The 26180-nt window shown below is 27.1% G+C and carries 22 protein-coding genes and 1 tRNA gene; 7 read left to right on the top strand and 16 right to left on the bottom strand.

Annotation, left to right across the window (positions count from 1 at the left end; translation table 11 throughout):
- Positions 1-69: 69 nt before the first annotated feature.
- Complete coding sequence (locus ACQZHJ_RS01740) at positions 70-534, top strand: hypothetical protein (RefSeq protein WP_430483830.1); 465 nt, start codon at positions 70-72, stop codon at positions 532-534.
- Between the two features lie 80 nt (positions 535-614).
- On the opposite strand, the gene ACQZHJ_RS01735 is transcribed toward ACQZHJ_RS01740, so the two are convergent.
- From ACQZHJ_RS01735 to ACQZHJ_RS01700, 8 genes are all read right to left on the bottom strand, one after another.
- Positions 615-1937, bottom strand: a complete 1323-nt coding sequence (locus ACQZHJ_RS01735) for a haloacid dehalogenase-like hydrolase (RefSeq protein WP_430483829.1) — start codon at positions 1935-1937, stop codon at positions 615-617.
- A 331-nt stretch (positions 1938-2268) separates the two neighbouring features.
- Positions 2269-3042 carry a tyrosine-protein phosphatase gene (locus ACQZHJ_RS01730; RefSeq protein ID WP_430483828.1) on the bottom strand — a complete coding sequence of 258 codons (774 nt, stop codon included), beginning with the start codon at positions 3040-3042 and terminating at the stop codon, positions 2269-2271.
- A gap of 35 nt (positions 3043-3077) precedes the next feature.
- Complete coding sequence (locus ACQZHJ_RS01725) at positions 3078-4343, bottom strand: NAD-dependent epimerase/dehydratase family protein (protein ID WP_430483827.1); 1266 nt, start codon at positions 4341-4343, stop codon at positions 3078-3080.
- A gap of 145 nt (positions 4344-4488) precedes the next feature.
- The gene (locus ACQZHJ_RS01720; protein ID WP_430483826.1) at positions 4489-5394 is read right to left on the bottom strand and encodes an LCP family protein; all 906 of its coding nucleotides are present in this window, start codon (positions 5392-5394) and stop codon (positions 4489-4491) included.
- Between the two features lie 228 nt (positions 5395-5622).
- On the bottom strand, positions 5623-6432 hold the full coding sequence (locus ACQZHJ_RS01715) for a hypothetical protein (RefSeq protein WP_430483825.1): 810 nt from the start codon (positions 6430-6432) through the stop codon (positions 5623-5625).
- A 16-nt stretch (positions 6433-6448) separates the two neighbouring features.
- The gene (locus ACQZHJ_RS01710) at positions 6449-8176 is read right to left on the bottom strand and encodes an Hsp70 family protein (protein WP_430483824.1); all 1728 of its coding nucleotides are present in this window, start codon (positions 8174-8176) and stop codon (positions 6449-6451) included.
- The gene (gene grpE / locus ACQZHJ_RS01705) at positions 8164-8766 is read right to left on the bottom strand and encodes a nucleotide exchange factor GrpE (RefSeq protein ID WP_430483823.1); all 603 of its coding nucleotides are present in this window, start codon (positions 8764-8766) and stop codon (positions 8164-8166) included. The genes ACQZHJ_RS01710 and grpE overlap by 13 nt, the downstream gene beginning before the upstream one ends.
- Positions 8767-8782: 16 nt before the next feature.
- Entirely contained in the window at positions 8783-10054 is a 1272-nt protein-coding gene (locus ACQZHJ_RS01700; RefSeq protein WP_430483822.1) for a J domain-containing protein, read from the bottom strand.
- Between the two features lie 1032 nt (positions 10055-11086).
- Here ACQZHJ_RS01700 and ACQZHJ_RS01695 point away from each other — a divergent pair.
- Entirely contained in the window at positions 11087-12682 is a 1596-nt protein-coding gene (locus ACQZHJ_RS01695) for an EAL domain-containing protein (protein WP_430483821.1), read from the top strand.
- A gap of 16 nt (positions 12683-12698) precedes the next feature.
- Here the strand turns inward: ACQZHJ_RS01695 and ACQZHJ_RS01690 are convergent, their stop codons facing one another.
- From ACQZHJ_RS01690 to ACQZHJ_RS01675, 4 genes are all read right to left on the bottom strand, one after another.
- The gene (locus ACQZHJ_RS01690) at positions 12699-13394 is read right to left on the bottom strand and encodes an OmpA/MotB family protein (RefSeq protein WP_430483820.1); all 696 of its coding nucleotides are present in this window, start codon (positions 13392-13394) and stop codon (positions 12699-12701) included.
- Between the two features lie 2 nt (positions 13395-13396).
- Positions 13397-14854, bottom strand: a complete 1458-nt coding sequence (locus ACQZHJ_RS01685; protein ID WP_430483819.1) for a hypothetical protein — start codon at positions 14852-14854, stop codon at positions 13397-13399.
- Positions 14855-15330: 476 nt separating this feature from the next.
- Positions 15331-16344, bottom strand: a complete 1014-nt coding sequence (gene galE / locus ACQZHJ_RS01680) for a UDP-glucose 4-epimerase GalE (RefSeq protein WP_430483818.1) — start codon at positions 16342-16344, stop codon at positions 15331-15333.
- A gap of 132 nt (positions 16345-16476) precedes the next feature.
- On the bottom strand, positions 16477-17253 hold the full coding sequence (locus ACQZHJ_RS01675; RefSeq protein WP_430483817.1) for a hypothetical protein: 777 nt from the start codon (positions 17251-17253) through the stop codon (positions 16477-16479).
- Positions 17254-17427: 174 nt separating this feature from the next.
- Between ACQZHJ_RS01675 and ACQZHJ_RS01670 the strand changes: the two genes are divergently transcribed.
- Positions 17428-17503 (top strand) — tRNA-Met (locus ACQZHJ_RS01670).
- Positions 17504-17623: 120 nt separating this feature from the next.
- Here the strand turns inward: ACQZHJ_RS01670 and ACQZHJ_RS01665 are convergent.
- Both ACQZHJ_RS01665 and ACQZHJ_RS01660 read right to left on the bottom strand, forming a co-directional pair.
- On the bottom strand, positions 17624-18163 hold the full coding sequence (locus tag ACQZHJ_RS01665) for a hypothetical protein (protein ID WP_430483816.1): 540 nt from the start codon (positions 18161-18163) through the stop codon (positions 17624-17626).
- A gap of 254 nt (positions 18164-18417) precedes the next feature.
- A complete protein-coding gene (locus tag ACQZHJ_RS01660; protein WP_430483815.1) occupies positions 18418-19602 on the bottom strand; it encodes a cation:proton antiporter in 1185 nt (394 codons plus the stop codon).
- A 334-nt stretch (positions 19603-19936) separates the two neighbouring features.
- Here ACQZHJ_RS01660 and ACQZHJ_RS01655 point away from each other — a divergent pair, with 334 nt between their 5' ends.
- The 4 genes from ACQZHJ_RS01655 to ACQZHJ_RS01640 are packed head-to-tail and all read left to right on the top strand — an operon-like array spanning position 19937 to position 23809.
- Positions 19937-20611, top strand: coding sequence for a response regulator transcription factor (locus tag ACQZHJ_RS01655; RefSeq protein WP_430483814.1), 675 nt, complete (start codon positions 19937-19939; stop codon positions 20609-20611).
- Positions 20598-22016, top strand: a complete 1419-nt coding sequence (locus tag ACQZHJ_RS01650; protein ID WP_430483813.1) for a histidine kinase dimerization/phospho-acceptor domain-containing protein — start codon at positions 20598-20600, stop codon at positions 22014-22016. Before ACQZHJ_RS01655 ends, ACQZHJ_RS01650 begins: the two co-directional genes overlap by 14 nt.
- Positions 22009-22797: a DUF3919 family protein gene (locus ACQZHJ_RS01645; RefSeq protein ID WP_430483812.1), complete on the top strand. Its 789-nt coding sequence runs from the start codon at positions 22009-22011 to the stop codon at positions 22795-22797. The genes ACQZHJ_RS01650 and ACQZHJ_RS01645 overlap by 8 nt, the downstream gene beginning before the upstream one ends.
- Positions 22778-23809 carry an ABC transporter substrate-binding protein gene (locus ACQZHJ_RS01640; protein WP_430483811.1) on the top strand — a complete coding sequence of 344 codons (1032 nt, stop codon included), beginning with the start codon at positions 22778-22780 and terminating at the stop codon, positions 23807-23809. Before ACQZHJ_RS01645 ends, ACQZHJ_RS01640 begins: the two co-directional genes overlap by 20 nt.
- Before the next feature lie 162 nt (positions 23810-23971).
- On the opposite strand, the gene ACQZHJ_RS01635 is transcribed toward ACQZHJ_RS01640, so the two are convergent.
- Entirely contained in the window at positions 23972-25420 is a 1449-nt protein-coding gene (locus ACQZHJ_RS01635) for an arylsulfatase (RefSeq protein ID WP_430483810.1), read from the bottom strand.
- A 393-nt stretch (positions 25421-25813) separates the two neighbouring features.
- Entirely contained in the window at positions 25814-25999 is a 186-nt protein-coding gene (locus ACQZHJ_RS01630) for a (2Fe-2S)-binding protein (RefSeq protein WP_430483809.1), read from the bottom strand.
- Between the last annotated feature and the right edge of the window lie 181 nt (positions 26000-26180).

The raw sequence follows: 26180 nt of genomic DNA, 5'->3' as shown, positions 1-26180 counted from the left end.
GATTAATTATGTAATTAATCATCTCTTTTTTAAATATATTATAACAAATACTTTTTTAAAGGAGTTCACATGGTTGCTGTTATTTTTACTCTTCTAATAGTTCTTACAGCTTTAGGTGCTACTGCATTTATATTATATCAATGTAATATTAAAGTTAATGAATATAAGAGACAAATTTTAACCTTAAACAATCAACTTTCAAAATATAAAAATACAACTTATAAAAAATCTAATGATGTAAACAAAAAAAACTTAATTATAAATTATAATAAACCCGAATTCACTTACGGAATTGTCCTTCCTTATACATCTATTTTTTTAGCTCCATCTGAAGAATCAATTGCAATTAATCGCCTTAAGGAAAAATCACAAGTTAAAATAATTGATGAAGCAGAATTAAACAATGAAATTTGGTATTACTCTTTATTAAATACCGAATCTAAAATCAACTGTAACGGTTGGATTAAAAAAAGCCAATTTTCAATGCTTATGGAGGATACTAGCAACTTAGATCCACTCAAAAATAAATACTAAAATTTAAACTTTAATTTATTTATAATTAGTAAGGGAGGTGTATAAGATAAATTTTAATACACCTCCCACTAATTCATAGATTACTTAAGCTTTTCTGCTGTTTCTCCTAATAATATTGTTTTTTCACTTGGAATAAACTCTCCAGTATTATTATTTCTTCCTTGTAAAAAATATCTTTGATCTGGTTTTCCCATGGTATCAATAGCTATTGTACAAAGTTCTCCTATTTTTCCATCCTTACATCTATTAATAATTAAACTAACCTTTGTATCTTCAAAATCTGATAACATATAAAAATCACCACTACTATCTCCTCCAACAATAACTGGACCATGTCCATGATTTGGCACTAAAAACTTTTTAATAGTTTCTGTTTTGCCTTTTCCTTGGGTTTGATAATATTCTGGATTAAGTTCAGCTTTTATCTTACCATCATCTGTTTTTAAAAGTTCCATTGCATATACATTTTTAGCAGGTAATTCATATCCATACTTAGGATTTGTTGCAAACTCTCTAACAACATCAATATAAGATGCTGAGCATATGTAAACATCTATACCATTTTTAACTAAAGTCTTATATAAATTTTGTTGCTCTTTGACAGTTCTTATTCCTGTATCAAAAGTAACGGAAACAACACCTGCCTTTCCTGGTATTTCTTCACTACTAGTCCAAGTTTCTTCTCCTAACTTCTCATTTAGCCAATAATCATTAGACTTTTCAGTAAGTTTAGCAACTTCTTCTGAAGTCATGCCATTGAATAAATATGTAACCCAAGGATAACTAACATCTGAACTAAATGATTTTCCTATTGCTCCATAAAGATATCTTAACTTTGCCTTAAAATCATCATATTCTTTAGTCTTCTTTATTTCTTCTAATGACTTGTCCCCTTTGAAACCTTCATAATTTTCATATAGGTATGTATAATCATTAGTTATATCCTCTGTAATCATATCTATATTTACAGCCTTGTCCTCCTTGTTATTACACTCTTTAACAAAGTTATCTTTTGGAATATTAGTCTTCATAACAACATTTAATTCCTCTGGTGTCATTTTAAATTCTAAATTCATTAATTGATAAGTAAGTAATGCCTCCTCAACATCATTCATTATAGTTGTATTATCCCAATCAAAAACAGCATAAGGTTTCTGTTTTTCATCATAGTTTTTACTATCTTTTCCATACTCCTTTATAACATTTACTAAAGCATTATAATTATCAGTATCCCAATTTAGCTTTTCTAAACCGTATTCTGATTTTCCCTTTTCCTTTTGTTCTACATTTGTATTTACACTTGAAGAAGCACTCTCTGCTACTTTCTCTCCACAAGCTGTTAATGAAAAGCTCATTAACGATACTAAAGTAATACCCGCTATTAAATTTTTTAAATTTCTCATAATGTCACCCCTACAGTATTTTATACCTTTTAAACTATAATTTAACCCAAACAGTATATACGTTAGCTACTAACACTAATTTTATATTTCCCCCTCCCCTTTATTGCAAACGTTAACACTACTCTTTATATCATTATAGCAATTTTTTACATAATAAACAGCACTTTATTAAAAATTCTGTTAAATTAATTCATTTTTAATTAATTTAATTAACTTATTATTCATTTTATCCACCTAAAAAATGGACTATACTTAGCCTCCTACATTTAAGGTTGGCCTTAATATAATCCATTACTTATTATATATATTCTTTATATTTCTATCATATAAATTATCTTTTTAAGAAAGAAAATAACCCTTTCTTTTTCTTTTTAACATGAGCACCTCTAAAATTAACTTCTTCATTATTAAGTAAAGCTAAGCCGTTATACTCAAATTCTTTGCTCATACCTCTACTTAGTTGATTTATTTTTGAACATGCCTCACTTAAATCAGTGTTTCTATTTCCTTCGCCATGTGCATCAGAACCTAAAAAACTATATAAATTGTTTTCTAAAAATATTTCTGCTGTTTTTTGAACATCTTTGCCAAAAAGACCCGTTATACTACCGCTATTTAACTGAAATAAATATCCTTCATCTATAAATTCATTAACCTTCTCAGGATTATTTATAAAATCTATATATCTTTCTGGGTGTGCTATGACTGGTACTATTTTTCTAATTTTAAGCTCATATAAAACATCTATTGCTCTAGAAAAATTTATTTTATCCATAGGAAATTCTATGAGCATATATCTTGTCCCATTTAAAGTGCCAATATCACCATTAAGATAATCATCTAGTAAGTATTTATTAAAGAAAACCTCTTGTCCTGCAAATACTTCAATATCTAAATTATGTTTCTTTGCCAATTCGTTTATTTCTTCAACTTTAGCTTTAACCACCTCATATTTTTCAGCCCAATATCCTTTAAAAAAGTGTGGTGTTGCCATAATCTTTTTTGTTCCAGATTCATTGGCTCTTTTTAACATAGCTAAAGTAATATCTATATTTTTTGAACCATCATCTATATTGGGTATTATGTGTGAATGTATATCTATCATCTCTTTCCTCCAAAACTTCACAAACTTAAATAGCTTTATTCATCCTTATAAAGCCTATATACAAAATTTAATTTATCATATAAATTATTATATTTCTTTTCTAATCTTTTAAACTCTCTTTTATTCTTATCAATTATACTTCCTATCAATAAACTTGTAATAATATATATTGATACATTTACTATTACACCATCTAAACATATAGTATTTGATTTTCCATTAATATTAAATTCAGCAACAGCATTTGAAACTAATATAACTGACGATAACACACCTGTAACAATCCCTTCTTTTAATCCTAGTATAGATGCTACTAAAACTAAAGAAAACATTATTAAATTTAATATATGTATTTCATATTCATTGTTTATTATACTACTTCCAAAATATATAACTAAAAATATAAGTAAATCAATAATTAAGAAAATAATAAAATTTCTATTTTGTTTATTTCCTGCTTCTTTATTCTTTAAATCATTTATAAAAAGATAAATTCCCTCTTCAAAATTCATAGTAGGAGACCAACCTAACTCTTTCTTAGCCAATTTATTACTTATACTTTCCCCATATTCTTTCTCTATTCTAGAATATTTTTCTTTAAATATTATAAGTTTAAGTATTTCTAAAATATCATTTCCTGTATAGCTTCTTCCATAAGACAAATTGTATATAAAGCTTCCTTCTTTAAAAACTGATTTGTAAACTCCATTAACAACATCATTAACACATATGTAATCTTTGCAACTTCTAAGAAGTTCTTCATTCAAATTCTCGTTTTTTAAAAATTTTTCAATTATAGTCCTTATATACTCATCACTATTCTTTAAATTTGATCCATATATATTCGATATCCTTAATATTCCTAAGTCAGCCTCATAAATATTCTTATAAATATTATAATACTCCTCATAAGCTAACATACTTATGCCATATGCAGTTTTGGGAATAATTCTACTTTTCTCATTAATTTCTTTTCCCTCAATATAAACATCAGTTGTTGATAGCAAAATCATTTTCTTAACACTATACTTCTTTGATAATTCAAACAAATTTTCTATTTCTTTTACACTTATATCAAACGCTTTTTTATCACTACTGATTTTAGAGACATCTATTATAATATCAAATTTTTCTTTTTCCATTAATTCTTCAAATCTATTATCCCCTATTTTGATATCATGAACATTTAAATCTCTATCACATATTTTTCCTAAAACATGCACATTATTTCCCTCTCCAATTAATTTGTTAGCTAGTTTTTTCTCTATATATCCATGTCCTTCTAATATTAGTACATTCATTATATTCACCCTTAGTTAACTAAATTTTACAAAGTTCACATGAATATTTTACCATAACATGAATGCAATTAATATATCACTTGCATTTTTAAGTATACTTTTATTTATAATTTGTTAAAAAATAAGGATTTCTATTAAGAAATCCTTATTTCTCTAATTTATCATCAAATATATATCCTTTAATTTCATTTCTAACTATTTCATTATCAAAATCTAAATAATAAATTCCATCAACCTCAATATTTTTTATATCCTTATCTCTTGGAAATCTTTCTTGCTCTAATCCATTTGGTATTAGTGTAGCAAACTTAGCTCCTAAAGATAAAACTTCAGATGTATCTAAACTACTCTGTACGTAAGGTAAAAATTCGCTTATTAAATCTGGATACTCTTCTAATGGTGTTAATTTTAATTTTTCAAATATAGAGTTTAATATGTTTCTATGTCTAGAAGTTCTTCTAGCATCACCACCATCTGTGTATCTTATTCTTGCATACGCTAATGCTTGCTCTCCATTTAAAGTATATACCCCAACGGAGTCAACTCCATCTATCATTCCAACTTCATCTTCAGCTATGTTAATATCAACTCCACCTAATTTATCTATTATAGTTGGAAGTGACTCCATTTTTACAGCCATAAAATCTTTTATATTAAGTCCAAAATTATTATTTAATGTTTTTATAGTAAGTTCTGCTCCACCAAATGCATAAGCATGATTTATTTTATCCTTTCCTTCCTTACCAGGAATTTCTACATATGAATCCCTCATAATTGATGTTAATTTAAGCTTCTTGTTGAGCTCATCTATCGTAAGTATCATAATAGAATCAGATCTGCCTTTGCCTCCCTCATTATCTATACCTAGTAGTGCTATATTAACTATATTTTTTGTAACTTCCTCATTTGCATCTAACCTAGATTCATCTAATTCCACTTTTTCCATCTTACCTATAAAATTAGATATACTCCACATACCTAATCCTACGCCCCCTAACATCAAGAAAAATATAGTTAAGCAGGTTATTTTTATAACTTTTCCTTTATTCATACGCACCCTCCCCTTATAAATAATATTGTATATAAAATCTCTAAACACATTTTTACAATTGTAGAAATACTATGTTAACTTTTTTGTTATTTCTATATAATATCTAAATATTATATTGATTTTAAATAATCTTCCTACAAAATCAACATTAATATTACTTATTTTATTAATATATAAAAATAAGTAGATATGCTAGTTAATTACTTCTACACATATCTACTTAACATGTTATTCAGTATCTAATTCCTCTGTATATGCACTTTCATTTCTAAATCTAACTTCCTCAATAATAGCTAGTGCCTCTTCATTTTCTAACTTTAATCTTAATACTTCCTCTTCTTTTTTTTCTAACAATTGATTCAACCTGGAAATTTCTTCATTCCCAGCTTTATATTCATCTTCATAAATATCATTTATTTTATAATTTAATATCATTATTAGATTCAATATAACTTCAGATACAGTGAACCGCTCTATAATTTCATCGCTATTATCATTGAAATCACTATTTTTATTTATAGTTGACTCTATATTTTCATATATTAAATTTAACTTTTCATTAGATTTATCAATCTTAGTTGCTATCTTTATTTTATCCAAGGCCATATAACTCTTATTTTCTATCATATACAAAAGAGAAAGCATTTCTTTTACTTCAACTAATCCACTTCTTTTTTCCTCAATACTCTCTAAAACCTTTATTGCTTCTTTATAATTTTTATCCTCTATAAGTTTTATACTTTCATAATAGCTATTTTCTAAAACATTAAACTCTTTACTATCCATATCATCTAAAAATTTAGCTGCTTCATTTTCATAATCATCTAATTCTAAACTTTCACTCCAATAATTTTTAGCACTTTCAAAATTACAATACAAATAGCTTAAAATACCTAATATATTGAGTATGCCTTTATTTATATTCCCTAAACTATATAGCCTATCTAAAATCAATTTACCTTCTTGCAATCTTCTTTTTGATATTAACTCTAATGCTTTTTCATATAAAAAACTAAAGTTGTCATCTTTACTATTCATATAAATAATCTCCATACTAGTTAACAAAATCAAATAAAAAATCTGTTAATTCCTCATCTAACTTCATCAATGCCATCTTATCATTTTCAACAATTGCCTCTTTCATATCACTCATAATTTCTTGTAATTTCTCTCTATCTGCACTAGGTAGCATTGGTATTTTTCTTTCTGCTAATCTAAAGTTTGGCTCAACTAATCTAAATAAATTAGCTTCCTTCCACGGAACAAGATTCCCTTTATTATCATTTTTAGAAATTACTTCTTTTAATTCTTTCACTTCTTCTTTAGATAATCCCTTTGTAGACATTATCTTAGAAACCTCTTCACCAGTAGATAATATCTCTGCTGAAACATTTAATATTCCATTTAAATCATAAGCAAATGTTATATCAATTTTTTCTTTTCCCAGCTCAGCTCTTGGGATTCCAGATAGTATGAACTCATCTATTAAAGTATTATCACCTACATACCTACTTTCACCTTCATATACACTAACTAAAACCTCTGTTTGATTATCAGTTACTGTACAATATCTTTTAGTTACATTAGAAGGTAACTTTGAGTCTCTATCTATAATAGGATCAAAAATTCCTCCCTTAAGAGCTACCCCCAAAGTATAGTTACAAGTATCAGTTACAATAATCGCTCCTGTTTCTCCTACAGGAATATCATTTTTTATAGCTGCTTGAACTGCTGCACCCAAAGCTACAGCTTCATCAGGATTTACTCCTCTAGCAATCTTACCCTTAAATCTCTTCTCAAGCATATTTCTTACATAAGGAATTCTACTAGATCCTCCAACTAATAAAACTACATCTATTTCATCATCTAAAATCTTAGCATCCTCCAATGCTTCATTTACTATATCTTCTGTTGAATCTATAATTTCTTTAACATTGCTTTCAAACTCTTCTCTAGTTAAAACCATCTCTAGATTTATAGGATTATTATCCTTATCAGCACCTATATAAGGCAGAACTATCTCCGCCATTTTTGAACTTGATAAAGCTTTCTTAGCTTCTTCAACACCTTCCTTAAGTCTAGCTAAAGTTCTACTATCTGAAGAATCAAGCTTAAATCCAGTTGATTTTTCAAATTCACTTACAACATAATCTATTATTTTATTATCTATATCTTTTCCACCTAAATAGTTATTTCCTCTACTAACTTTAACGTCCAAAACTCCATCAAACATTTCTAAAATAGTAACATCAAAAGTTCCTCCACCAAAGTCATAAACTAAAATGTTACCATTCTTATTTATATTCTCCACTCCATAAGCCATAGCTGCTGCTGTTGGCTCATTTATTATTCTTTCTACTTTAAATCCTGCTATTTCACCTGCATTTTTAGTTGCTTTTCTTTGAATATCATTAAAGTTAGCCGGTACAGTTATAACTGCTTCCTCAACTTCTTCTCCTAAGAAATATTCAGCAACCTCTTTTAACTTTTTAAGAACAAATGCAGAAATCTCTTCTGGTTTATATTCTTTATCTTGAATTTTTATGATTTCATCAGTTCCCATAATCCTTTTTACCTCTGAAACTGTGAATTCCGGTTTTAATAAAAGTTGGTTTTTAGCTTTCTTTCCAACCTTAATTTCATCACCATCAATTGATACCACAGATGGAATCACATGTTCGTCTCCTTCTTCTATATTCCTTATAATACATGGCTTTCCATCCTTAACATAAGCTATTTCTGAAGTAGTTGTCCCTAAATCAATACCTATTATTCTTCCCATTTCATATCCTCCTTATTTTTAACTACTACTACTTGAGCCTCTCTCTCGACCTTACCTTTATATATGTATCCTAATTTTAAAACTTCTGTTATTTCATAATCTTGGCGATCTTTATCCCAAATAGTTCCTACACATTCATGTAAGTTTTCATCAAAAAAGTTTTCCTTCCCATCAATAATAAGTATGTCAACATTAATAATTGTCTTCTTTACTATGTTAAATAGTCTAAGCATAGCTTCATTTAACACTTCATTATTAGACTTTAAGCTAAAATCATAGATGTATTTTATATTATCTAAAATACTTATTATACTTTTTACAAACCGTTTCTCTCTTATTTCTAATTCTCTACTAATTCTTTTATTTCTCTTTTCATCTTCATCTGTCTTTTCTTTTATATAATTATTTATACTTTCTAATCCCAAAGATATCTTATAAATCTCATCCATATAATCTTGATTAATATTTTCATTCTGTATAGCTAACTTCTTTATAGAATTCTTTATTTCTCTAATTCCTTTATTCTCTACAAATACCTCTCTCTGTTCTTTTCTTTGACAAATTCTCATTAACTCTTCTTCATAATTCACATAAGGCCCCCCTAAACTATTTATCTACTATTCCCTTTAAAACTTTTTTAATTAGAGATTTAACCTTACTCTCTTCTCTCCTACCAAAATCTTTTCCCTTAATACTTTCTGTCCTACTTTCCATCTTTTTAGCTTTACTGTATACACTCAAAATGTCATTACAAAATCCCTTAGTTATTCCATAAATCTCTTTATGATTTTTCTTTAAATTTGTTATGGAATCTAATAAATTTACTTTATCGTGGTCAATGCTAACTAAAAAGTTGCTATAAACTTTTTTAAATCCTTCCCTAATTTCAATATCATCACCTAAAAATTTATTTATAACGCTATAATATAATGGCCTTTTAAAATCATTCTCTATTGTTTCATCATACTCAAGTTCATATAGCTCTATGAATAATCTTCTAAGGGATATTATTTCATTTAGTACAATTTCATCTTTATTTTCATCTATTAAAGTTAATGCTGTTGTAGTTAATTTAATACCATTTTTAAAATGAAATTCTTTTAGTATTCTATAGCATAACTCTGTTATCTTAACCTTCACATCTTCATAATTATCATTACTCAAATTTAATTGAGAAATTAAAGAACAAGTTTCTGTAAAATCATTTTTACAATCTAATTTATCTGATATATCAATTAATTTTAGGTATAACTTATATCTTTGAGAGTTTATATTTTTATTTCCTATTCCATCTTTTAAAATATCTATAGCCTTTAAATAATCCCTATATTCACTATCTGTATAAATATCGAAAAGTTTTAGATAAAAATCTACCTCGGCATTCTTTAATCTTATTCCCTTTATTAATACATTTTCTAATTTTTTCACTTCATTACCTTCTAAATATGATGTCATTAAAAGCTTATAATATTCAATATTGTTAGGTTCTCTTAAAACTAATTCCTTTAGAACTTTAGAACTTCTTTTATAATCTTTTTCTCTCATAAGACATAATGCCAAGTCCTTTTTCACCTTAATATTTTCAGGATATTTTTCTAATACTTTTTCAAAGTTAGCGATTGCTAAATCATATTTCTCACTCTTAGCTAAATCTAATCCCGCATTTAAAATTTCCTTAAATCTTGTATCAAAAATTTCTAATATATACTCGTCCCTTTTTGAATTATCTATTAAAGTTTCATAAGCATCCCTTATAACCCTGTATCTATCCGGATATTTTTCTGGCGGATACTTCTTAGTCATATTGAAATACGCATTCTTAATTTCATCCTCATATGCATCCATTTCAATACCTAATTCTTTAAAATAATCTATCATATATATCCTCTCCATTTATGCTAAACTTACATAATATATCTCTATATCTTAACTTTATTTCATAGTATCCAATAATATTCATTTCTACTTCTAATTTATTTAAAAACTTAGTATACTCTTGATTACTTCGTTTCTTTACTTTATTTTGACATTGCTCTATTTGACACTCATAAGCACTTATTAATAAAATGTTAATGAAATATTAAATTATATTATAATTAACTTTAAAATTTTAAATTAAATCGAGTTTTGGAGGTTTCTATGATAGAAAACCCTTTTTATAAAATAAAACGATTTTTTGCTATTCAAATTATCTTAAGTTTTATAGTTTTATGTCTTACTTTGACTACTATATTTACTTGTTCAGATATATTTCCGGATTATCTTGTCTGGGCTGTATCACTGGTATTTTGGATTTCCCAATCCATTATTGGAGTAATATATTCATTGAAAAACAGACAGTCAAAAAACTTATTAAATACTATTAGGTTAAGTTTTATATTGTTACAAAGCCTACAATTACTTTTTATTTTAATTGTTAATCTACTAGGATTTTTAGATCAGGTCCCTGTTTCACAGATAATCTTATTAAAATGCATAAAAATACTTATATTATCCATTATATTATCAGTAATGATTTATTTGCTTATAAAGGATATGTTTAAATATAGCGTCTTAAAAGATTACATAATCAGAGACACATTTTTTACTTTTATTCCTTTTGCATTTATTATTTATGAGAATTCTAAATACTTTATTTCATCTTTTTACTTTTTAGATGACTCAATTTATAGCTTAATTCTCTTAAACATGAATAGTATATATATTTTTTTAAAGGGATTTCTTATAATTCTTTTATTTGTGGAAACAATTTATTTGAGAAGTGATAAAAAAAGTAGTTTTTTACTTTTATTATATTTTTATTTTTCTAATTTAAATTACTACATTATATCTTATTTTAATAGTGAAGTATTCTATAAACATTATTTATATCAAGGAATAACATTAGACTTTATTTGTCCTTTATTACTTATGCTTAGTATCTATTTCTCAACACTTGAAAAATATAATGAGAAAGAAATAAGCAAAACTTTACTTGATGATTCTTATATGAATATAAATAACTCTTGGGTAAGTTTAACAATAGGTATATTTCCTGTAACTTTCGCAGCAATATACATAATTTCTTCATCTATAATAAATAAAGATTTAAATGGATTAGAGAGTTTAATTATTCTTCTTTTAATAATGATACTCCTTGTATCTAGGGATATTATTTTAAGAAAAGATAATTTAAAGCTTATTGAAAGTGTTAAAAGAGCTAATGAAATTGATTTTCTAACTAATATATATAGTAGAAATTATTTCTTAAAAAAGCTTGAAAACCAAAAGGGAGACTATGCTTTATTTTTTATTGATATAAAAAGCTTTAAGGATATAAATAATATATTTGGACATATTGCAGGTGATAAAGTATTAATCACTGTTTCTAATAAACTAAAAGAATTAAAATCTCTACTTGGAAAAGATATTTTATACTGTAGATATAGTGGAAATAGATTTGCATTAATATCTAGACCTGATCAAATAGATTCAATTATTGAATTCTTTAATAGCTTCGAAGATATAAGCATAAAACATAATTCAGATATTATACATATAAACTTTAATATAGGTTATTCATTAAATACATCAAAAATAAACTTAGATTTGTTAATTCAAGAGACTGACTATGCTCTTATGAGATCTAAACTTATAAATACAACTAATAATTCTATTCTTATGTATGATGAAAATTTAAAAATTGATTTAGAACATATAAACATATTAAAAAAAGACTTCAAAACAGACCTGCTAAATAATAAATTTGATTTAGTTTTTCAGCCCAAAATATCTGTTGAAACTTTAAAGGTCGTTGGTTTTGAAAGCTTATTACGTTGGAATCATGATGAATTAGGGAAAATTCCCCCTTCAAAATTTGTTCCAATAGCAGAAAATTTAGGAGAAATATCTGCTTTAGATCTTTATGTTTTTAAAAAGGCATGCATATTTCAAAGAAACTTATTAGACCAAGGTATAAATTTAAAATGTAGTGTTAATCTGTCACTAAATACCATAAAGTCTTATGAAAAGATTTGTGATATACTTCACATTTATCATAAATATGAAATACCTAACCATCTAATAACTACTGAGATATTAGAAAATGTGTCATTAGGCAATAACCAAAAGACTATTAAAAACATAAATATACTTAGAGAAAATGGTATTAATATATCTATAGATGATTTTGGTACAGGATACTCATCTCTTAGCCAAATTTCAAATATTAACTTTGATGAACTAAAAGTTCCTAGAGAATTTGTCATTAATGCTAGAACTCCCAAAAAAATAGCTATTATACAATCTATATCTATTATGGCTAAAACTCTTAATGTAACCTCTGTAATAGAAGGAGTTGAAAGCTTTGATGACTTCAAATTGTTTAGCAGCCTAGGATTTCAAATAGTTCAAGGATATTATTTCTCTAAACCTCTAACTCAGAATGAGCTTATAGAATATGTTATTACAACTAACAAAACTCAATTTGTAGATTTAGATGAACATGAAAAAAGAGTAGATAGTTAAAACTATCTACTCTTTTTTATTCTGTCTCTCTTTCCTTTATAGCATCTTCTAAATCTTCATTACTAAATACCATTCTAACCTCAATTCTTCTATCCTCTTTAGTTTCCTCAATATCATATTCAGAATAACCTCTGTCTCTCTCCTCTTTTGTCTCATAATTTTCAAATTCAGACATACCAGAAGCTTTGAACTTTTCTCCATGCAGATTTTCAAGTTCACTATTTTCTGGCATCATTTGATTTAAAAAGCTTATGGCTCTATCAGTTGAAAGCCTTCTTCCGTGAATAGTTCCTCCAGCAAAATCAGTATGACCAACTATCTCTATATACTCAATCTCTTCCTTTATTTTCTCATTTGATAAAAGCTTAAAAAATATATTTCCAAGCTCATTAGCAAGTTCTTTTCCATCATTCTTTAAAACAGCACTATCACTATCAAAGAAGGTTTCAGTTTTTATATCAATTTTTCCTTCTTCTCTATTGAACTTCATTATATCTCCTTCTACTGCATACTCATTTAATTCATTTTGAATGGTATCATAAATAGTTTCTCTTTCAGCTGCAATATTATCTACAAATATACTAGATACTCCAATAGATGTAAGCATTATAAAGAAAAAAACCAAAGTAACAGTAGTCATCATATCTACAAATGAAGGCCAATAAGAAGGTACTTCTTGCTCCGTCTTATATTTTCTTCTTCTAACCTTCATGATTAACACCTACCTATTTCTTTATCATTTTTCTGCCAATCATTACTTACTTTTCCCATCTCTCTCATTCTATCTGTACTCTTGCTTAGTTCTTGTGTTGCAATGCTTATGTCCCTTAATGGAACATCTAACTTATTAACTATACTGCTAGAAATACTTTCTGTTTCTCTCTGAAGTGCATAATAAATACCATTTGCTACTTCGTTTTTCATATTTGAAACATTGTCCGCAAACTTATTAACCCCTTTTTCAAACTCCCTATATCCATTATTAAGCTTATCTATTTGTCTAGAAACAATATCATTGTTTTTATTTTGCTCTTCTTTAATAACTTTAAAAGCATCATTAAAAGCATTATATCCTCTCTTAACTTCATTGCTTTGGGCTTCTAATCTCATGCATAACTTATTCATCTCTCTTCTATTATCCATCATAGACTTTGAAAGCTCATTAAATCCTTTCTCTAAGTTATTAGCATTAACTCCAAATTTATTATTACTCACACTTACTGATCTACAGAATTCATTACTTATCTTGCTAAAAGTCTCTATATTTTCTCCAAAATTCTTTATTGGAGTTTTTATTCCCACTACTGAAATTCTAAAATCTGATACAAGATTTTCTAAGTCTTTCATATGATTATTCATGCCCTTAATATGCTCATTCATTCCTTTCAAAGTAGATGTCATATCTAATGTATTTCTATTTACTCCATTAACCAAATTATTTATTCCTTTATTAAATAATTCATCTAATCTTTTAGTTAATTTATTCATAACATCATCCATTACATCCTTGTCCGTCTTAGAATAAACTGAAAACAACTCATTATCTAAATAATCTTCAAATATATCATAAAAATCTTCCTTAGATCTTTTCATTTTTATATTTATAGTGTTTAGTATTACAGAACCTATAACCCCTAAGATACTTGTCCAAAAAGCACTAGACATACTTGCTAAAGGTGCATTCATCCCTCTTGAGAAATCAGCCATACTCTGAGTCCCTAAAGACAATACACCAGTAGTTGTCATAATAGCTATTGTAAGCCCTAAAAATGTACCTATAAGCCCTAATGCTATAGATATAGATGGTAATATGTTAGATATGTTCTCTTCCATCAACACCTTATTATTTAGTCTCTTCTGAATTATTACTTCAGTATTTATGTTTCCAGTTCCTTTTCTTGCACTTTCCTTAAAATCATCAGCTATTGATTTAAGTTCACTATTTAAAAATTTTCTTTCTCTTTTTATCCTTCCATCATTAGAAATTTCCCCATCAATTACCTCAACATATTTACTTTCTTCAAAATCCTCAATCAATCTCTCGTATTTACTCTTAACTCTTATGTTATAAATAACACCAATGACTATAACCACTAAAATTAAACCAATCCCTAAGTAACCTAAAATATTTTGAGTTAAAAAGGATTGTAGGATATTATTCATAGTTTCCATAATAAAATATATTCCTCCTAAAATTATTAATCTCCATATGAAAATATATGTTTAGAAGACTATATTTATAATGAGTTTCATAATAAATATTAATGTAAATTAAAAAAGACTTGTTTTAAAAAATAGCAAAAAAATAAAACTTACAAATATATTTCTGAGAATTTCTCTTAATATTATTTATAAGTTTTATTTAATATTTGTTGCTATAAGTCTTTATATATTTAACTAATTCAATGATAATAAATTAATTAAATTTCTCTATAAAAAGAATAAAGGCTGAAGAAAAACTTCTCCAACCAATTCCAAAATAAATACCAACACGCTAAAGTATTTACTATATGTAGACATTATCACATTCTAGTTAAAAATTCAATAAAATCTACATATTTTTCTCTATAGTTTAACAATTTTCTCATGATTCTTTGAATTAATTTACTTTAATGTTATTCAATTGGAAAATAAATTCAAATTGATTATTAAATATTGTATCCTTTAGGATTTTTGCTTTGCCATCTCCATGAATCTTCACACATATTTTCTATAGCAAATTCTGCCTTCCATCCTAATTCTCTATTAGCCTTACTTGGGTCTGCATAACATTCTGCTACATCACCTGGTCTTCTTTCAACAATTTTATAAGGAACTTCTCTTCCGCTAGCTTCTGAAAAGGCTTTAACTAAATCTAAAACACTATATCCATTGCCAGTTCCTAAATTATAAGTTACAAGACCTGGATTTTCAACTAATTTATCTAAAGCTTTAGTGTGTCCTTTAGCTAAATCGACTACATGTATATAATCTCTAACACCTGTTCCATCATGAGTTGGATAATCATTTCCAAATACACTTAACTCCTTTAATTCACCAATAGCAACCTTAGTTATATATGGCATTAAATTATTTGGTATTCCACTTGGATCTTCTCCTATTAACCCACTCTTATGTGCTCCTACTGGGTTAAAATATCTTAAGATGCATATATCCCAAGTATTATCTGATTTATATAAGTCTCTTAAAATATCTTCTATCATTAGTTTTGTTCTACCATATGGATTTGTTACTGATAATGGACATTCTTCATGGCAAGGTACTATCTTGCAATCTCCATATACAGTAGCTGATGAACTAAACACGAATTTTTTAACATTGTGTTTTTTCATAGTTTCTAATAGTACTAATGTACTAACTAAGTTATTATTGTAATAATCTAACGGTATTATAGTTGATTCTCCAACAGCTTTTAATGCAGCAAAGTGAATAACTGAATCTATATTATTTTCTGTAAACACGCTTTCAACTCCAGCTGCGTCAAGTAAGTCCATTTTATAAAACTTAATATCTTTTCCTGTAATTTCTTTAATTCTATCTTTAACTAACTCCTTACTATTTGAAAGATTATCTATAACTATTACATTATGTCCCTCTTCTAGAAGTTCAACACAAGTGTGGCTTCCTATATAACCTAATCCACCTGTTACTAATACATTCATATTCACACATCCTCTTTTATTAATAAATTCTATTTTTTCCATAATTTCATATTTTATATTTTATCATAATATACGATAATTATTAATTAGAAATAATTATGGTAATAATAAATTATAAGTATATCTCTATTTTTATATCTCATAAAAATATTCTTTCCACATATTTAATTCTTCTAGGTGTTCATTGATCAAAACTTCATTGACATATACTGCATTATTTACTTTACATTTTCTATACCTAGTTTCACAAACCTTAACAAGAAGCAAAGTTACACCTTCATAGCATTTCAAAACATTTGCTATCCTATAACTACGCTTCTCTATATCTGTATCTCCATATATTAATCTACTGCTTTCTATCATAGGTATAAAATCTCTAAACCTCTGTTCTATAGCTTCCCCTAAATTAGTAGCTAAACATAAAAGTTTATAAATACCTATAAGCTTTTGTTTATCTTCTTTTGCATTTTCTACAACTTTTTTCATCTCATCTATAGATGCTTGAATTTCCATCATCTCTTCATCTAAATTTTTATTTATTGAATTAACTTTAAAAACCTTAATAAAAGGTGCTTTTAAATTATACATTAATGTTTTTTCGTCATCATCTACTAACAATAGTTCCTTAATAGGTCGCATATCATAATTATTTATCATATATTCGCTACTAACTTCTTCTCCTAAAGTTGCTTTTATAGCTTTTCTATTCAATATACTCATATTTCTAGCATATTTAGGTATTAGAGTTTCTAAGATATAAATTTTTTCTTCATTTATTTTATTAACTAAATGCTTTATATCTCTATTCTCAACTTTTAGTTCCTCATTATATTTTTCTTTTTCAAAAGAAAACATATCCTTCAGTTCTAAGGCCCTGCCATATGCTTCATCAAAACCTTTGGTAAACATTTCTCCTCCTGAACTACAACTAAACTCTATATACGTTCCCTATATAACCATTATATATCACAAACCTAAAACTTCTAAGTGGAATATTGCTTTTTAATAAAATAAATATTAATATTCCTTGACTTAATCCTGATATTAACGTATAGTTAAAGAGTAGTAGATACAATTTAATGACGCGGGATGGAGCAGTTGGTAGCTCGTCGGGCTCATAACCCGAAGGTCGTAGGTTCAAGTCCTGCTCCCGCAACCACAAAGAGTTCTGTAAAAACAGAACTCTTTTTTTATTTTATAATTTAATTCTTTTTTAAACAAAGTTTATAATTTAAATATATTAAAATACAAAAAAATAATCATCTAAATATTTAGATGATTATTTTTTTATATAATTATTCTTCTCTTTTAAGTTCTCTTCTAATTTCTCTTTTTTCAACTCTAGCAGCTTTTTTGCATCCCTAGCTTCTCTTTCTACTTCTCTAATCCACTTTTGAGCTATTTGTTCTTCATGAGCTTTGAAATGTTCATATTTTTTAAACTCTTTTAAAGCTTCTTTAATTTTTTCATCAAGCTCTTTAGTATCAATTAAATCTCCACATTCTTCACCTAAAGATTCTTCATACTCTTTGAAGACTTCTCTTAAAGCTTTCATAGCTTCTCTTTCTTCTTTTTTACCTTTTAAATTATCTAATATTCTTTTTAATACATTTTTATTTTTAGCTAAAGTAAGATTTTCTCCCTCTTCAGCTAAAGCAACTAACATTTCTAATTTTTTCTTAGTATATTCTAATGTAGTATCTTCTAATTCACTTTCTATTCCGTATTGTCTAAGGAATTTTTTGAATTCTTCCATATCAGCTGCATCATTAAAGGGAATGATTTCTTCTAATTCAATATCTAAAATTTCTTTACTCATCTGTATTACCTCCTAAGATTAAACACAAATACCATCGTTTCAATGTAGATATACCTCTACACTCAAGCCATTAGTATTTATATACCTAATAATTTATGTTTTTATAATAATACTAATAAAACAAATTTAGAAGGACTTTCATCACAAGTTGTTAATTTTCACTTTTTTGCCATAAAAAAATAAACTAAAACATATAAATATACTTATATATTTTAGTTTATTTAAGATTCACCATTATTTTTATTAATATATAATTAAATTCTAATTGTATTTTTACTCTTATCTCTAAAAGCTATTTTTAATAATATAGGTGTAATTATTGTTGTTATAACTACAACAATTACTATTGGAGCTAAAAATTCTGGAAGCATGAGCCCCATAGCAATTCCCTTATTAGCAACTATTAAAGCAACTTCCCCTCTCGAAACCATACCAGTTCCTATCTGTATTGCTTCTCTATTACTATATCTACAAATCTTCGCTCCAATACCACACCCAATAATCTTGCTTAATATAGCAACTAATAGTAATAAGACCGTAAAAATAAGTATTGTTTTAGACATAGTTGTAAGCTCTACTTTTATTCCTATACTAGCAAAAAATATCGGTGATAATAACATATAAGATAAAGTCTCAAACCTAGAATTTAAGTATTTTGTTCTATTTGAATCTGATATTACTAATCCCGCTATAAATGCTCCGGTAATATCAGCTACTCCAAAGAATTCTTCTGCCATAAATGATAATAGTAAGCAAAAAACAAATGCTAAAATAACAAACCTTCTCATATCTCTTTGATATCTTTCATCAAGCTTATTAAATGCCCAGTGGAAAAGGTAACCCCCAATTCCTGATACAACAAAGAATAATACAATTTTCCCCAGAACAAGTAATACATTTATTGAAGGATCTGCTAAACTTGTTGTTATTGTCAAAGCTACAATTCCTAAAATATCGTCTATTATAGCAGCTCCTAATATTGCATTTCCTGCTCTTGTACTAAGTTTTCCCATTTCTTTAAGAGTCTCAACTGTAATACTAACAGATGTAGCTGTAAGTATAATACCAATAAATATATTTTGTAAAACTGTATTTATATCTGCACCCTTATTAAATATACTTGCAATAAAAAATCCTCCTACCAAAGGAATAATTACTCCAAGTACAGCAATTATAAATGATGCCTTTCCAGTTCTTTTTAATTGTTTAATATCAGTTTCTAAGCCAGCTGTAAACATTAGTACTATTACTCCTAGCTCTGCAAGTTGCTGAATAAATTCAGTTTCTGATAAAACATTTAATACTGCTGGCCCTAAAACAACTCCTGCCACCAAAGCCCCTACAACTTGTGGCATATGAACCTTTTTAGTTATTAATCCAAACAGCTTCGTGCTTATTAATATAAGCGCAAGATCAAATAAAAATTCATAAGATAACATTATTAAGTCCCCCTATCCCATCATGCATTTAAAACCAATTATAGTATTTATTTCAATATATTTCAAATCATTTTCTCAAAGATTAAGAGTGAATTTCAATGTTTAATTTGATTAATATGATTTTTCTCAATTAAATCGTAGAATTCTTACAATTTTTAAAAATATAAAATTTCTAATTAAAGTATTAATACTAATATATGTTCTAATCATTATAAAGATTATCCAAAGACATTTTTAATAAAATAAAATCACATTTTCTCATTAACAACTAAATTTTATGTTAAAATTAAAGGTATGTGATAAATTATATTCTAACCATAAGGAGGGAATATTTATGAAAATACTAGTTGTAGATGATGAAGTTAGTATTTTACAACTAATAAAAATGAATCTAGAAATAGAAGGACATACTCCTATTACAGCTGAAAATGCTCTAGATGCTTTAGAATTAGTCATTAAAGAAAAACCAGACATAATAATATTAGATGCTATGCTTCCGGATATAAGTGGCTTTAATCTAATTCCTAAAATCAAAAATATTGATGATATACCAATAATAATGTTAACTGCTAAAAGTGATATCAATGATAAACTTTTAGGTCTTCAACTTGGAGCTGAGGATTACATTACAAAACCATTTAATAGTACTGAATTACTATTAAGAATAAATATAGTTAGTAAGCATATTTCAACTTCTTCAAAGAAAGAAGTAAAGGATTTAATAGTTGGAGATTTAACTCTTCTACTGGATGAAAGAAAAGCTTTAATTGACTCAGAATACGTTAACTTAACTTTTAAAGAATTTGAAGTGCTAAAATGTCTTTGCCAAAATAAAAATAAAGTTTTTTCGAGGGAAGAACTTTTAAGTAAAATTTGGGGATATGACTTTGAAGGTACCACAAGAGCTGTTGATATACTTATACAGAGACTTAGAAAAAAATTAGGTCCTTGTCAAAATTACATAAAAACACTTTATAAGGCTGGTTATAAATTAGATGATAAAGAATAGCAAGTTAAACTTAAAACAAAAAATCATTCTAACAAATTTAGCTATAATCATGCCCATAATATTTTTTATATTTCTTATTACATATAATGCTTTAAATAAGAACTTATTAAATAATTCGATTGAATACTTACTTGATAAAAGTAGAACTACAGAATCCTATATACTTAATCTACTTTCTTCAAACCAAGACCCTACTAAGGAAGATATTATAAGAGATAATGCGCCCTTTATAGCTTCTAATCTAAGTGAAAAATATAATGTGCGAATTCAACTAATAAGTGACTCTGCCCAAATTATATATGACTCATCTTCAAATGAAGTATCAATGTTTGAAACAGATATAAATGAAGCTTTAAAAGGGAAAACAGCATACATAGTAAAAGAAATAAATGATACTCCAACCATATTTTTATCTAGTCCTATTTTTTATGAGGGTAAAGAATATGGTGCTTTAAGATTAATATTATCAGATACAGAATCTGCCGAGATACTAAATAATACCTTAACTATATTCCTTATAAGTGGTATTGCAGCTATTATTTTAGCAATCTTCTTAATAAATACCTTTGCTAAAGAATTAGTTAGTCCTTTAATTATTCTTAAACAGAAGTCTAAAAATATTTCTGAAGGTAATTTTAAAGAAGAATTACATATAAAAAGTGGTGATGAAGTTGAGGATTTAGCAAATACTTTTAACTTAATGAGTGAAAATCTGGATAAATACATAAATGAAATAAAGTCTGCTAAACTTCGCCAAAAAAACTTTTTTGATAATGTATCTCATGAATTTAAAACACCACTTACAGCCATAATAGGCTTTTCTGAAATAATACCAAAACTTAATGATAAAGAAAGAGTAGATCAAAGCTCTAAGCTTATAGAGAAAGAAGGTAAAAGACTTCTGACTTTAGTTGAAGAAATCCTACTTTTAGCTAAAAGTAATAAAGATAACTTTGAAATAGAATATACATATATAGATATCAAAGCTTTAATAGATGAGTGTTTAAAAATACTTAAAATAAAACTTGATAACTATGACATAAAGGTTGAAAGAAACTATGAATCTTTCTTTATCTATGGTGACTACAATAAGACTAAACAAGTTTTTATAAATATAATAGATAATGCTATAAAATATAGTGGGTGCGAAACCCTAACTATACGTTCTGAAAGATTTCAAGATAAAGTTGATGTTATCATTGAAGATGATGGGACTGGCTTCTTGATAAAAGATGAATATAAAAGCAAAAAGGGAAATGGATTAGGACTTAAAATTTGCAAGGATATAATGCAAAGTCAAAACTATGATTTCAATATCGAAAGTACTTTAGATGTTGGTACTAAAGCTACCCTCTCCTTCTTTACTTCAAAAAACTTGTCAGGTAAGGAGGAGAATAATGATTAAGAACTTTAAAAATACATTAATTATATACCTATTTTTCGTTGTACTTATTTTCATAGCTTATATGCATTATTCTAAAAGTCTTTATAATAATTTAACTGTAATAAAAAGTCCTCAGGAAAATAAGGTTGAACTTAACATTAAAATACCTGATAAAATAACCCTAACTAATAAATATTTAGGGACAACTTCTATATTAAATAAGTCTGAGTTAAATGAACTACTTCATTACTTTAATAAAATTTCCTCAGACCATAATACTAAAGATAATAGCTTACCACTAGAAAACACATTTTCTATATCAGGAGAAATTTATTATTTAAATGGGGAAAAGACTTCTTTTGAGATTTCTAATAATCTTAAAATTAATGATAAGAGTTACTCAAATGACTCCTACTTAATAAATATTTTAAGAAATAATCTTAAAGATGCTTTTTATACTGTAAATAACCTTACTTCATTATTGGCTAGTTCTGATAGCTTAATAAAATTTAGACAAGATGGGGAATTAAAAATACTATCCCCAGAATCAAAAACACTACTTATTGAAAGCTTTAAAAAATTAAGAATAATGAAGGATAACAAAGACTTTTTAAAAACAGATTTAAGCGAACCTCCTAAAAATCATCTAGTTATGTATAGATATGCTGATTTAGGAGGGATATCAAATAATACATTCTACATAGATGTTTATGATGACTATGTAATCATACAATATCTTGGTGATGAAAACGGAAAAAATATTTATCTAAAGGGGGATTTAAATGAAGAAATATTTAAATAAGAAATTTTTACTTCTTTTAGGAATAATATTAATTCTCTCTTTTGTATATTTATCTGAATTAAAGAAAGAAAAGGCTATAAATAGAACTGCCGACATGAATCATATTGTTGTTTATGGTTCTCTTAGAGAAGAAGAAGGTAAATATCTTCTTGAAAATTTCAAAAACAAATATGGCTGTACATATGAATATATAAAACTTCCTACTGAAGAAGCCGTTGAAAGAATACTTGATACAAAAGGTAATCCAGAAGGAGACATTTTTATAGGTGGAACCTGTGATGGCTATGAAATTTTAAAGAAGAATGATGCTCTTGAGCCTTATTCTTCTCCATCAGCTAATAATATTCCAGCTAGATACAAAGATTTAAGAGGATACTGGACAGGCTTTCAAATTACTCCTCTTTCAATAGGCCTAAATAAAAACCTATGGGAAACAGAATTTGGTAGCTCTATGAAATATCCAACAAAACTTTCTGATTTGCTTAATCCAGAATTTAAAGGAAAGATAATACTTCCTAATCCTCAAACATCTGGTACAGGTTACACCTTAATGGCATCTTTATACCAAGAATTAGGTAAAGAAAAGTTTATAGAGTTTATAAAGTCACTTAACAATAATGTAGCATCTACTACCGTAAGTGGATTTAACTCAATTCAAAGAGTTGCATCAGGAGAATATTTATTAACTGTTAATTTTCTAAGTGACCAACTTATAGAAGATAAGTCTTCTAACAACTTAGTTAGCATAGTTCCAGATAATGCTGGATGGAATGTAGATTCAATCGCCTTAATAAAAGGCTCAAAGCATGAAAAAATGGCCAAGAAATTTATAGACTTCGTATTATCAGACTATGTTTCTGATAATATGCCTAAATTTTCAAAAGCAATATCAACTAAAAAGTTTGATAATAGCCAATTTAAAATTTATGATAAATACAACTTTTTCTTAGCTGCTGAAGATAGAAAAACTATAATGAATATCTTATCTAACCTAAAAAATTCAAACGTATAATTTAAATCTCTCAAATGTTACATTTATGAAACACTTGAGAGATTTTCTTGTTTAATTCTTAGCTTATTATAAAAATATAATTATTCAGTGAAAAAATTAGCACAAATATAAAATAGGAAACTAAAGGGCTCCCCCATTTAGTTTCCTATTTTTTCACTTAAACTAGCTTTTTATATGTTTTAATGACCCAACAGGATTTCCTTTTAATAAAACTTTCCCATCAGTATAGCCTTCTTCTCTACCTTCTAATTCTTTTATAAGAAGACTTCTTAAGTAATCAATTCTTTCTTTATATTCTTCATTATTTATAAGATTAACTAACTCATCTGGGTCTTTTTCTAAATCAAAATACTGTTCCTCTTCTCTTTGAGAGAACCATAAAAACTTATCTTTTTCAGTTACTATATAGTGATTTGAATCATCACCAAAAGAATGTTCTCCATGAACATACTCTCTCCAAGTTTCATCTTCACCTATTATTAAGTCCTTTAAACTTAAACCATCTACAGTATCTGGTATCTCTATATCAGCAAAGTCTAAAAGCGTAGGCATTATATCTCTAAGCTCTAAAACTTCTTTAAAAGTTTGTCCTTTATTTCCATTTAATAAATTACCTGGGTCATATATGAAGAATGGAACTCTAGCACTTCCCTCATATGGAATAGCTTTTCTAAACCAATTATGATCTCCCATCATATCACCGTGGTCTGATACAAACAAGAATATAGTATTGTTAAGTTGATTATATTCTCCTAGTGAAATTAAAAATCTTCCTATCTGATGATCTATATGTGTTATAGCTCCATAATAGGCTGCTTTAGCTCTCTTTAATGCCTTCTTATTAACTAAACCTTTTATACAATTTATATCTTTTCCTCTATTATCTTCGTCAGTCTGCTTTGCCCAATCTCCCATTAATGGTTCTGGTAATTCTTCATCTTTATACATATCATAATAGAATTGTGGTGGATCTAATGGTGAATGTGGTCTAACAAATGACATTTTTAAGAAAAATGGTTTGCTTGGATCTCTTCTTCTCAAAAAGTCTATTGATTCATTAACAACCCAATTTGTTGGATGTAATTGTTCATCATATCCCCACGGTCTAGCAACCCATGAATTACAATCAAGTCCAATATCAACTAAATCAACATTATGACCTTGTTTCTCTCTAAACCACTTCAAATAATCATCGCATTGTTCTTCCTGTGTTGCTAACTTTCCATCTTTATTTCTAGCAAAATGAAGATATCCATCATGCAACATAATATTATGGAACCCACAAAGATTTCTCTCAGGATAAACATGCATTTTCCCTATACATTGAGTGTGATATCCTGCCTTGGAAAATTCTGAAGCTATGGTATTTTCATAATTCCACTTAACTCCATCCTCATATCCAACTCTTCCATGACTTCTTTGACTCATACCAGTTAAAACTGATGCTCTAGCCGCAATACAACTTGGTACAGCTGTATATGCATTTTCAAAGTTATATCCTTGACTAGCCATCATATCTAGATTAGGAGTTTCTATAAACTCGTTACCATTAACCCCTAAACAATCTCCTCTCATCTGATCAACCATTATTAAAATAATATTTGGCTTCATCTCTAATTCCCCCATTTTTTCAAATCATAGTTTTTAAAATATAACTATATTATAACCTTTTCATACCTCAATGTAGATTGTCTATTTTTACAGATTTATTGATTATTTTTAGCTATTCTCTAAAACACTTAAGTATATAAAACAGGTTAAATAATTCTCTAATTTAAAATAGTGTTGATTTCTAGATATAGATGAAAGACCATCTTAATGAGCAATTAGAGTTTCATTGTATATGGAATAATAATAGCGTTAAGAAGCGAAGCTGTTTGACCAAAGGGAGTTCTTCGCTTTAGCTATTATTATGGAATATACAATAGAAACTCTTTGCGAAATTAAGTTATGTCTGAAGATATATCTAAAAATCAACACTTACCTAAAATAAAGAGTACCTAGTTATTTATTTTCTTCTATTAACTTCTTAATTTCTAATCTACAAGCAAAACACCCATATGTATTAGCTCCAGTTTCTTTTTTAATCTTCTCATAAGTATCGGCTCCATTTTTAATTGCATCTACTATTGTTTTTTCTGTTACTCTTTTACATCTACATACGATTCTCTCTTCATTTATGTTACTCAAAATATTCATCCCCTCGTTTAATTACTTTAGTAATAGATATTATTTCAACCAAATAGATTTCTATAAAACTTATTTATTAATTAAAGTAAAATTAATTTATTACTAGCTTACCATATTTAAAAAGCCATGCAAATTATTTTGTGATTTGCATGGCTTTTATAATATTTATTTAACTATTTGT

The organism is Clostridium sp. B9 (assembly GCF_050509515.1).
Classification (GTDB): Bacteria; Bacillota; Clostridia; order Clostridiales; family Clostridiaceae; genus Sarcina.
The sequence above is the reverse complement of the archived record's forward strand: the minus strand, read 5'-3'. Positions and strand labels throughout refer to the sequence as shown.

What these genes read in the sequence shown, in the direction of transcription:
- ACQZHJ_RS01710 (WP_430483824.1), bottom strand. Translation starts at nt 8,176, where the DNA reads ATGGGAAGAATAATAGGTATTGATTTAGGGACAACTACTTCAGAAATA.
- ACQZHJ_RS01730 (WP_430483828.1), bottom strand. Translation starts at nt 3,042, where the DNA reads ATGATAGATATACATTCACACATAATACCCAATATAGATGATGGTTCA.
- ACQZHJ_RS01735 (WP_430483829.1), bottom strand. Translation starts at nt 1,937, where the DNA reads ATGAGAAATTTAAAAAATTTAATAGCGGGTATTACTTTAGTATCGTTA.
- ACQZHJ_RS01740 (WP_430483830.1), top strand. Translation starts at nt 70, where the DNA reads ATGGTTGCTGTTATTTTTACTCTTCTAATAGTTCTTACAGCTTTAGGT.
- ACQZHJ_RS01725 (WP_430483827.1), bottom strand. Translation starts at nt 4,343, where the DNA reads ATGAATGTACTAATATTAGAAGGACATGGATATATAGAGAAAAAACTA.
- ACQZHJ_RS01720 (WP_430483826.1), bottom strand. Translation starts at nt 5,394, where the DNA reads ATGAATAAAGGAAAAGTTATAAAAATAACCTGCTTAACTATATTTTTC.
- ACQZHJ_RS01700 (WP_430483822.1), bottom strand. Translation starts at nt 10,054, where the DNA reads ATGATAGATTATTTTAAAGAATTAGGTATTGAAATGGATGCATATGAG.
- ACQZHJ_RS01645 (WP_430483812.1), top strand. Translation starts at nt 22,009, where the DNA reads ATGATTAAGAACTTTAAAAATACATTAATTATATACCTATTTTTCGTT.
- ACQZHJ_RS01695 (WP_430483821.1), top strand. Translation starts at nt 11,087, where the DNA reads ATGCTTAGTATCTATTTCTCAACACTTGAAAAATATAATGAGAAAGAA.
- ACQZHJ_RS01675 (WP_430483817.1), bottom strand. Translation starts at nt 17,253, where the DNA reads ATGTTTACCAAAGGTTTTGATGAAGCATATGGCAGGGCCTTAGAACTG.
- ACQZHJ_RS01635 (WP_430483810.1), bottom strand. Translation starts at nt 25,420, where the DNA reads ATGAAGCCAAATATTATTTTAATAATGGTTGATCAGATGAGAGGAGAT.
- ACQZHJ_RS01650 (WP_430483813.1), top strand. Translation starts at nt 20,598, where the DNA reads ATGATAAAGAATAGCAAGTTAAACTTAAAACAAAAAATCATTCTAACA.
- ACQZHJ_RS01665 (WP_430483816.1), bottom strand. Translation starts at nt 18,163, where the DNA reads ATGAGTAAAGAAATTTTAGATATTGAATTAGAAGAAATCATTCCCTTT.
- ACQZHJ_RS01640 (WP_430483811.1), top strand. Translation starts at nt 22,778, where the DNA reads ATGAAGAAATATTTAAATAAGAAATTTTTACTTCTTTTAGGAATAATA.
- ACQZHJ_RS01715 (WP_430483825.1), bottom strand. Translation starts at nt 6,432, where the DNA reads ATGAATAGTAAAGATGACAACTTTAGTTTTTTATATGAAAAAGCATTA.
- ACQZHJ_RS01660 (WP_430483815.1), bottom strand. Translation starts at nt 19,602, where the DNA reads ATGTTATCTTATGAATTTTTATTTGATCTTGCGCTTATATTAATAAGC.
- ACQZHJ_RS01655 (WP_430483814.1), top strand. Translation starts at nt 19,937, where the DNA reads ATGAAAATACTAGTTGTAGATGATGAAGTTAGTATTTTACAACTAATA.
- ACQZHJ_RS01690 (WP_430483820.1), bottom strand. Translation starts at nt 13,394, where the DNA reads ATGAAGGTTAGAAGAAGAAAATATAAGACGGAGCAAGAAGTACCTTCT.
- galE (WP_430483818.1), bottom strand. Translation starts at nt 16,344, where the DNA reads ATGAATGTATTAGTAACAGGTGGATTAGGTTATATAGGAAGCCACACT.
- ACQZHJ_RS01685 (WP_430483819.1), bottom strand. Translation starts at nt 14,854, where the DNA reads ATGGAAACTATGAATAATATCCTACAATCCTTTTTAACTCAAAATATT.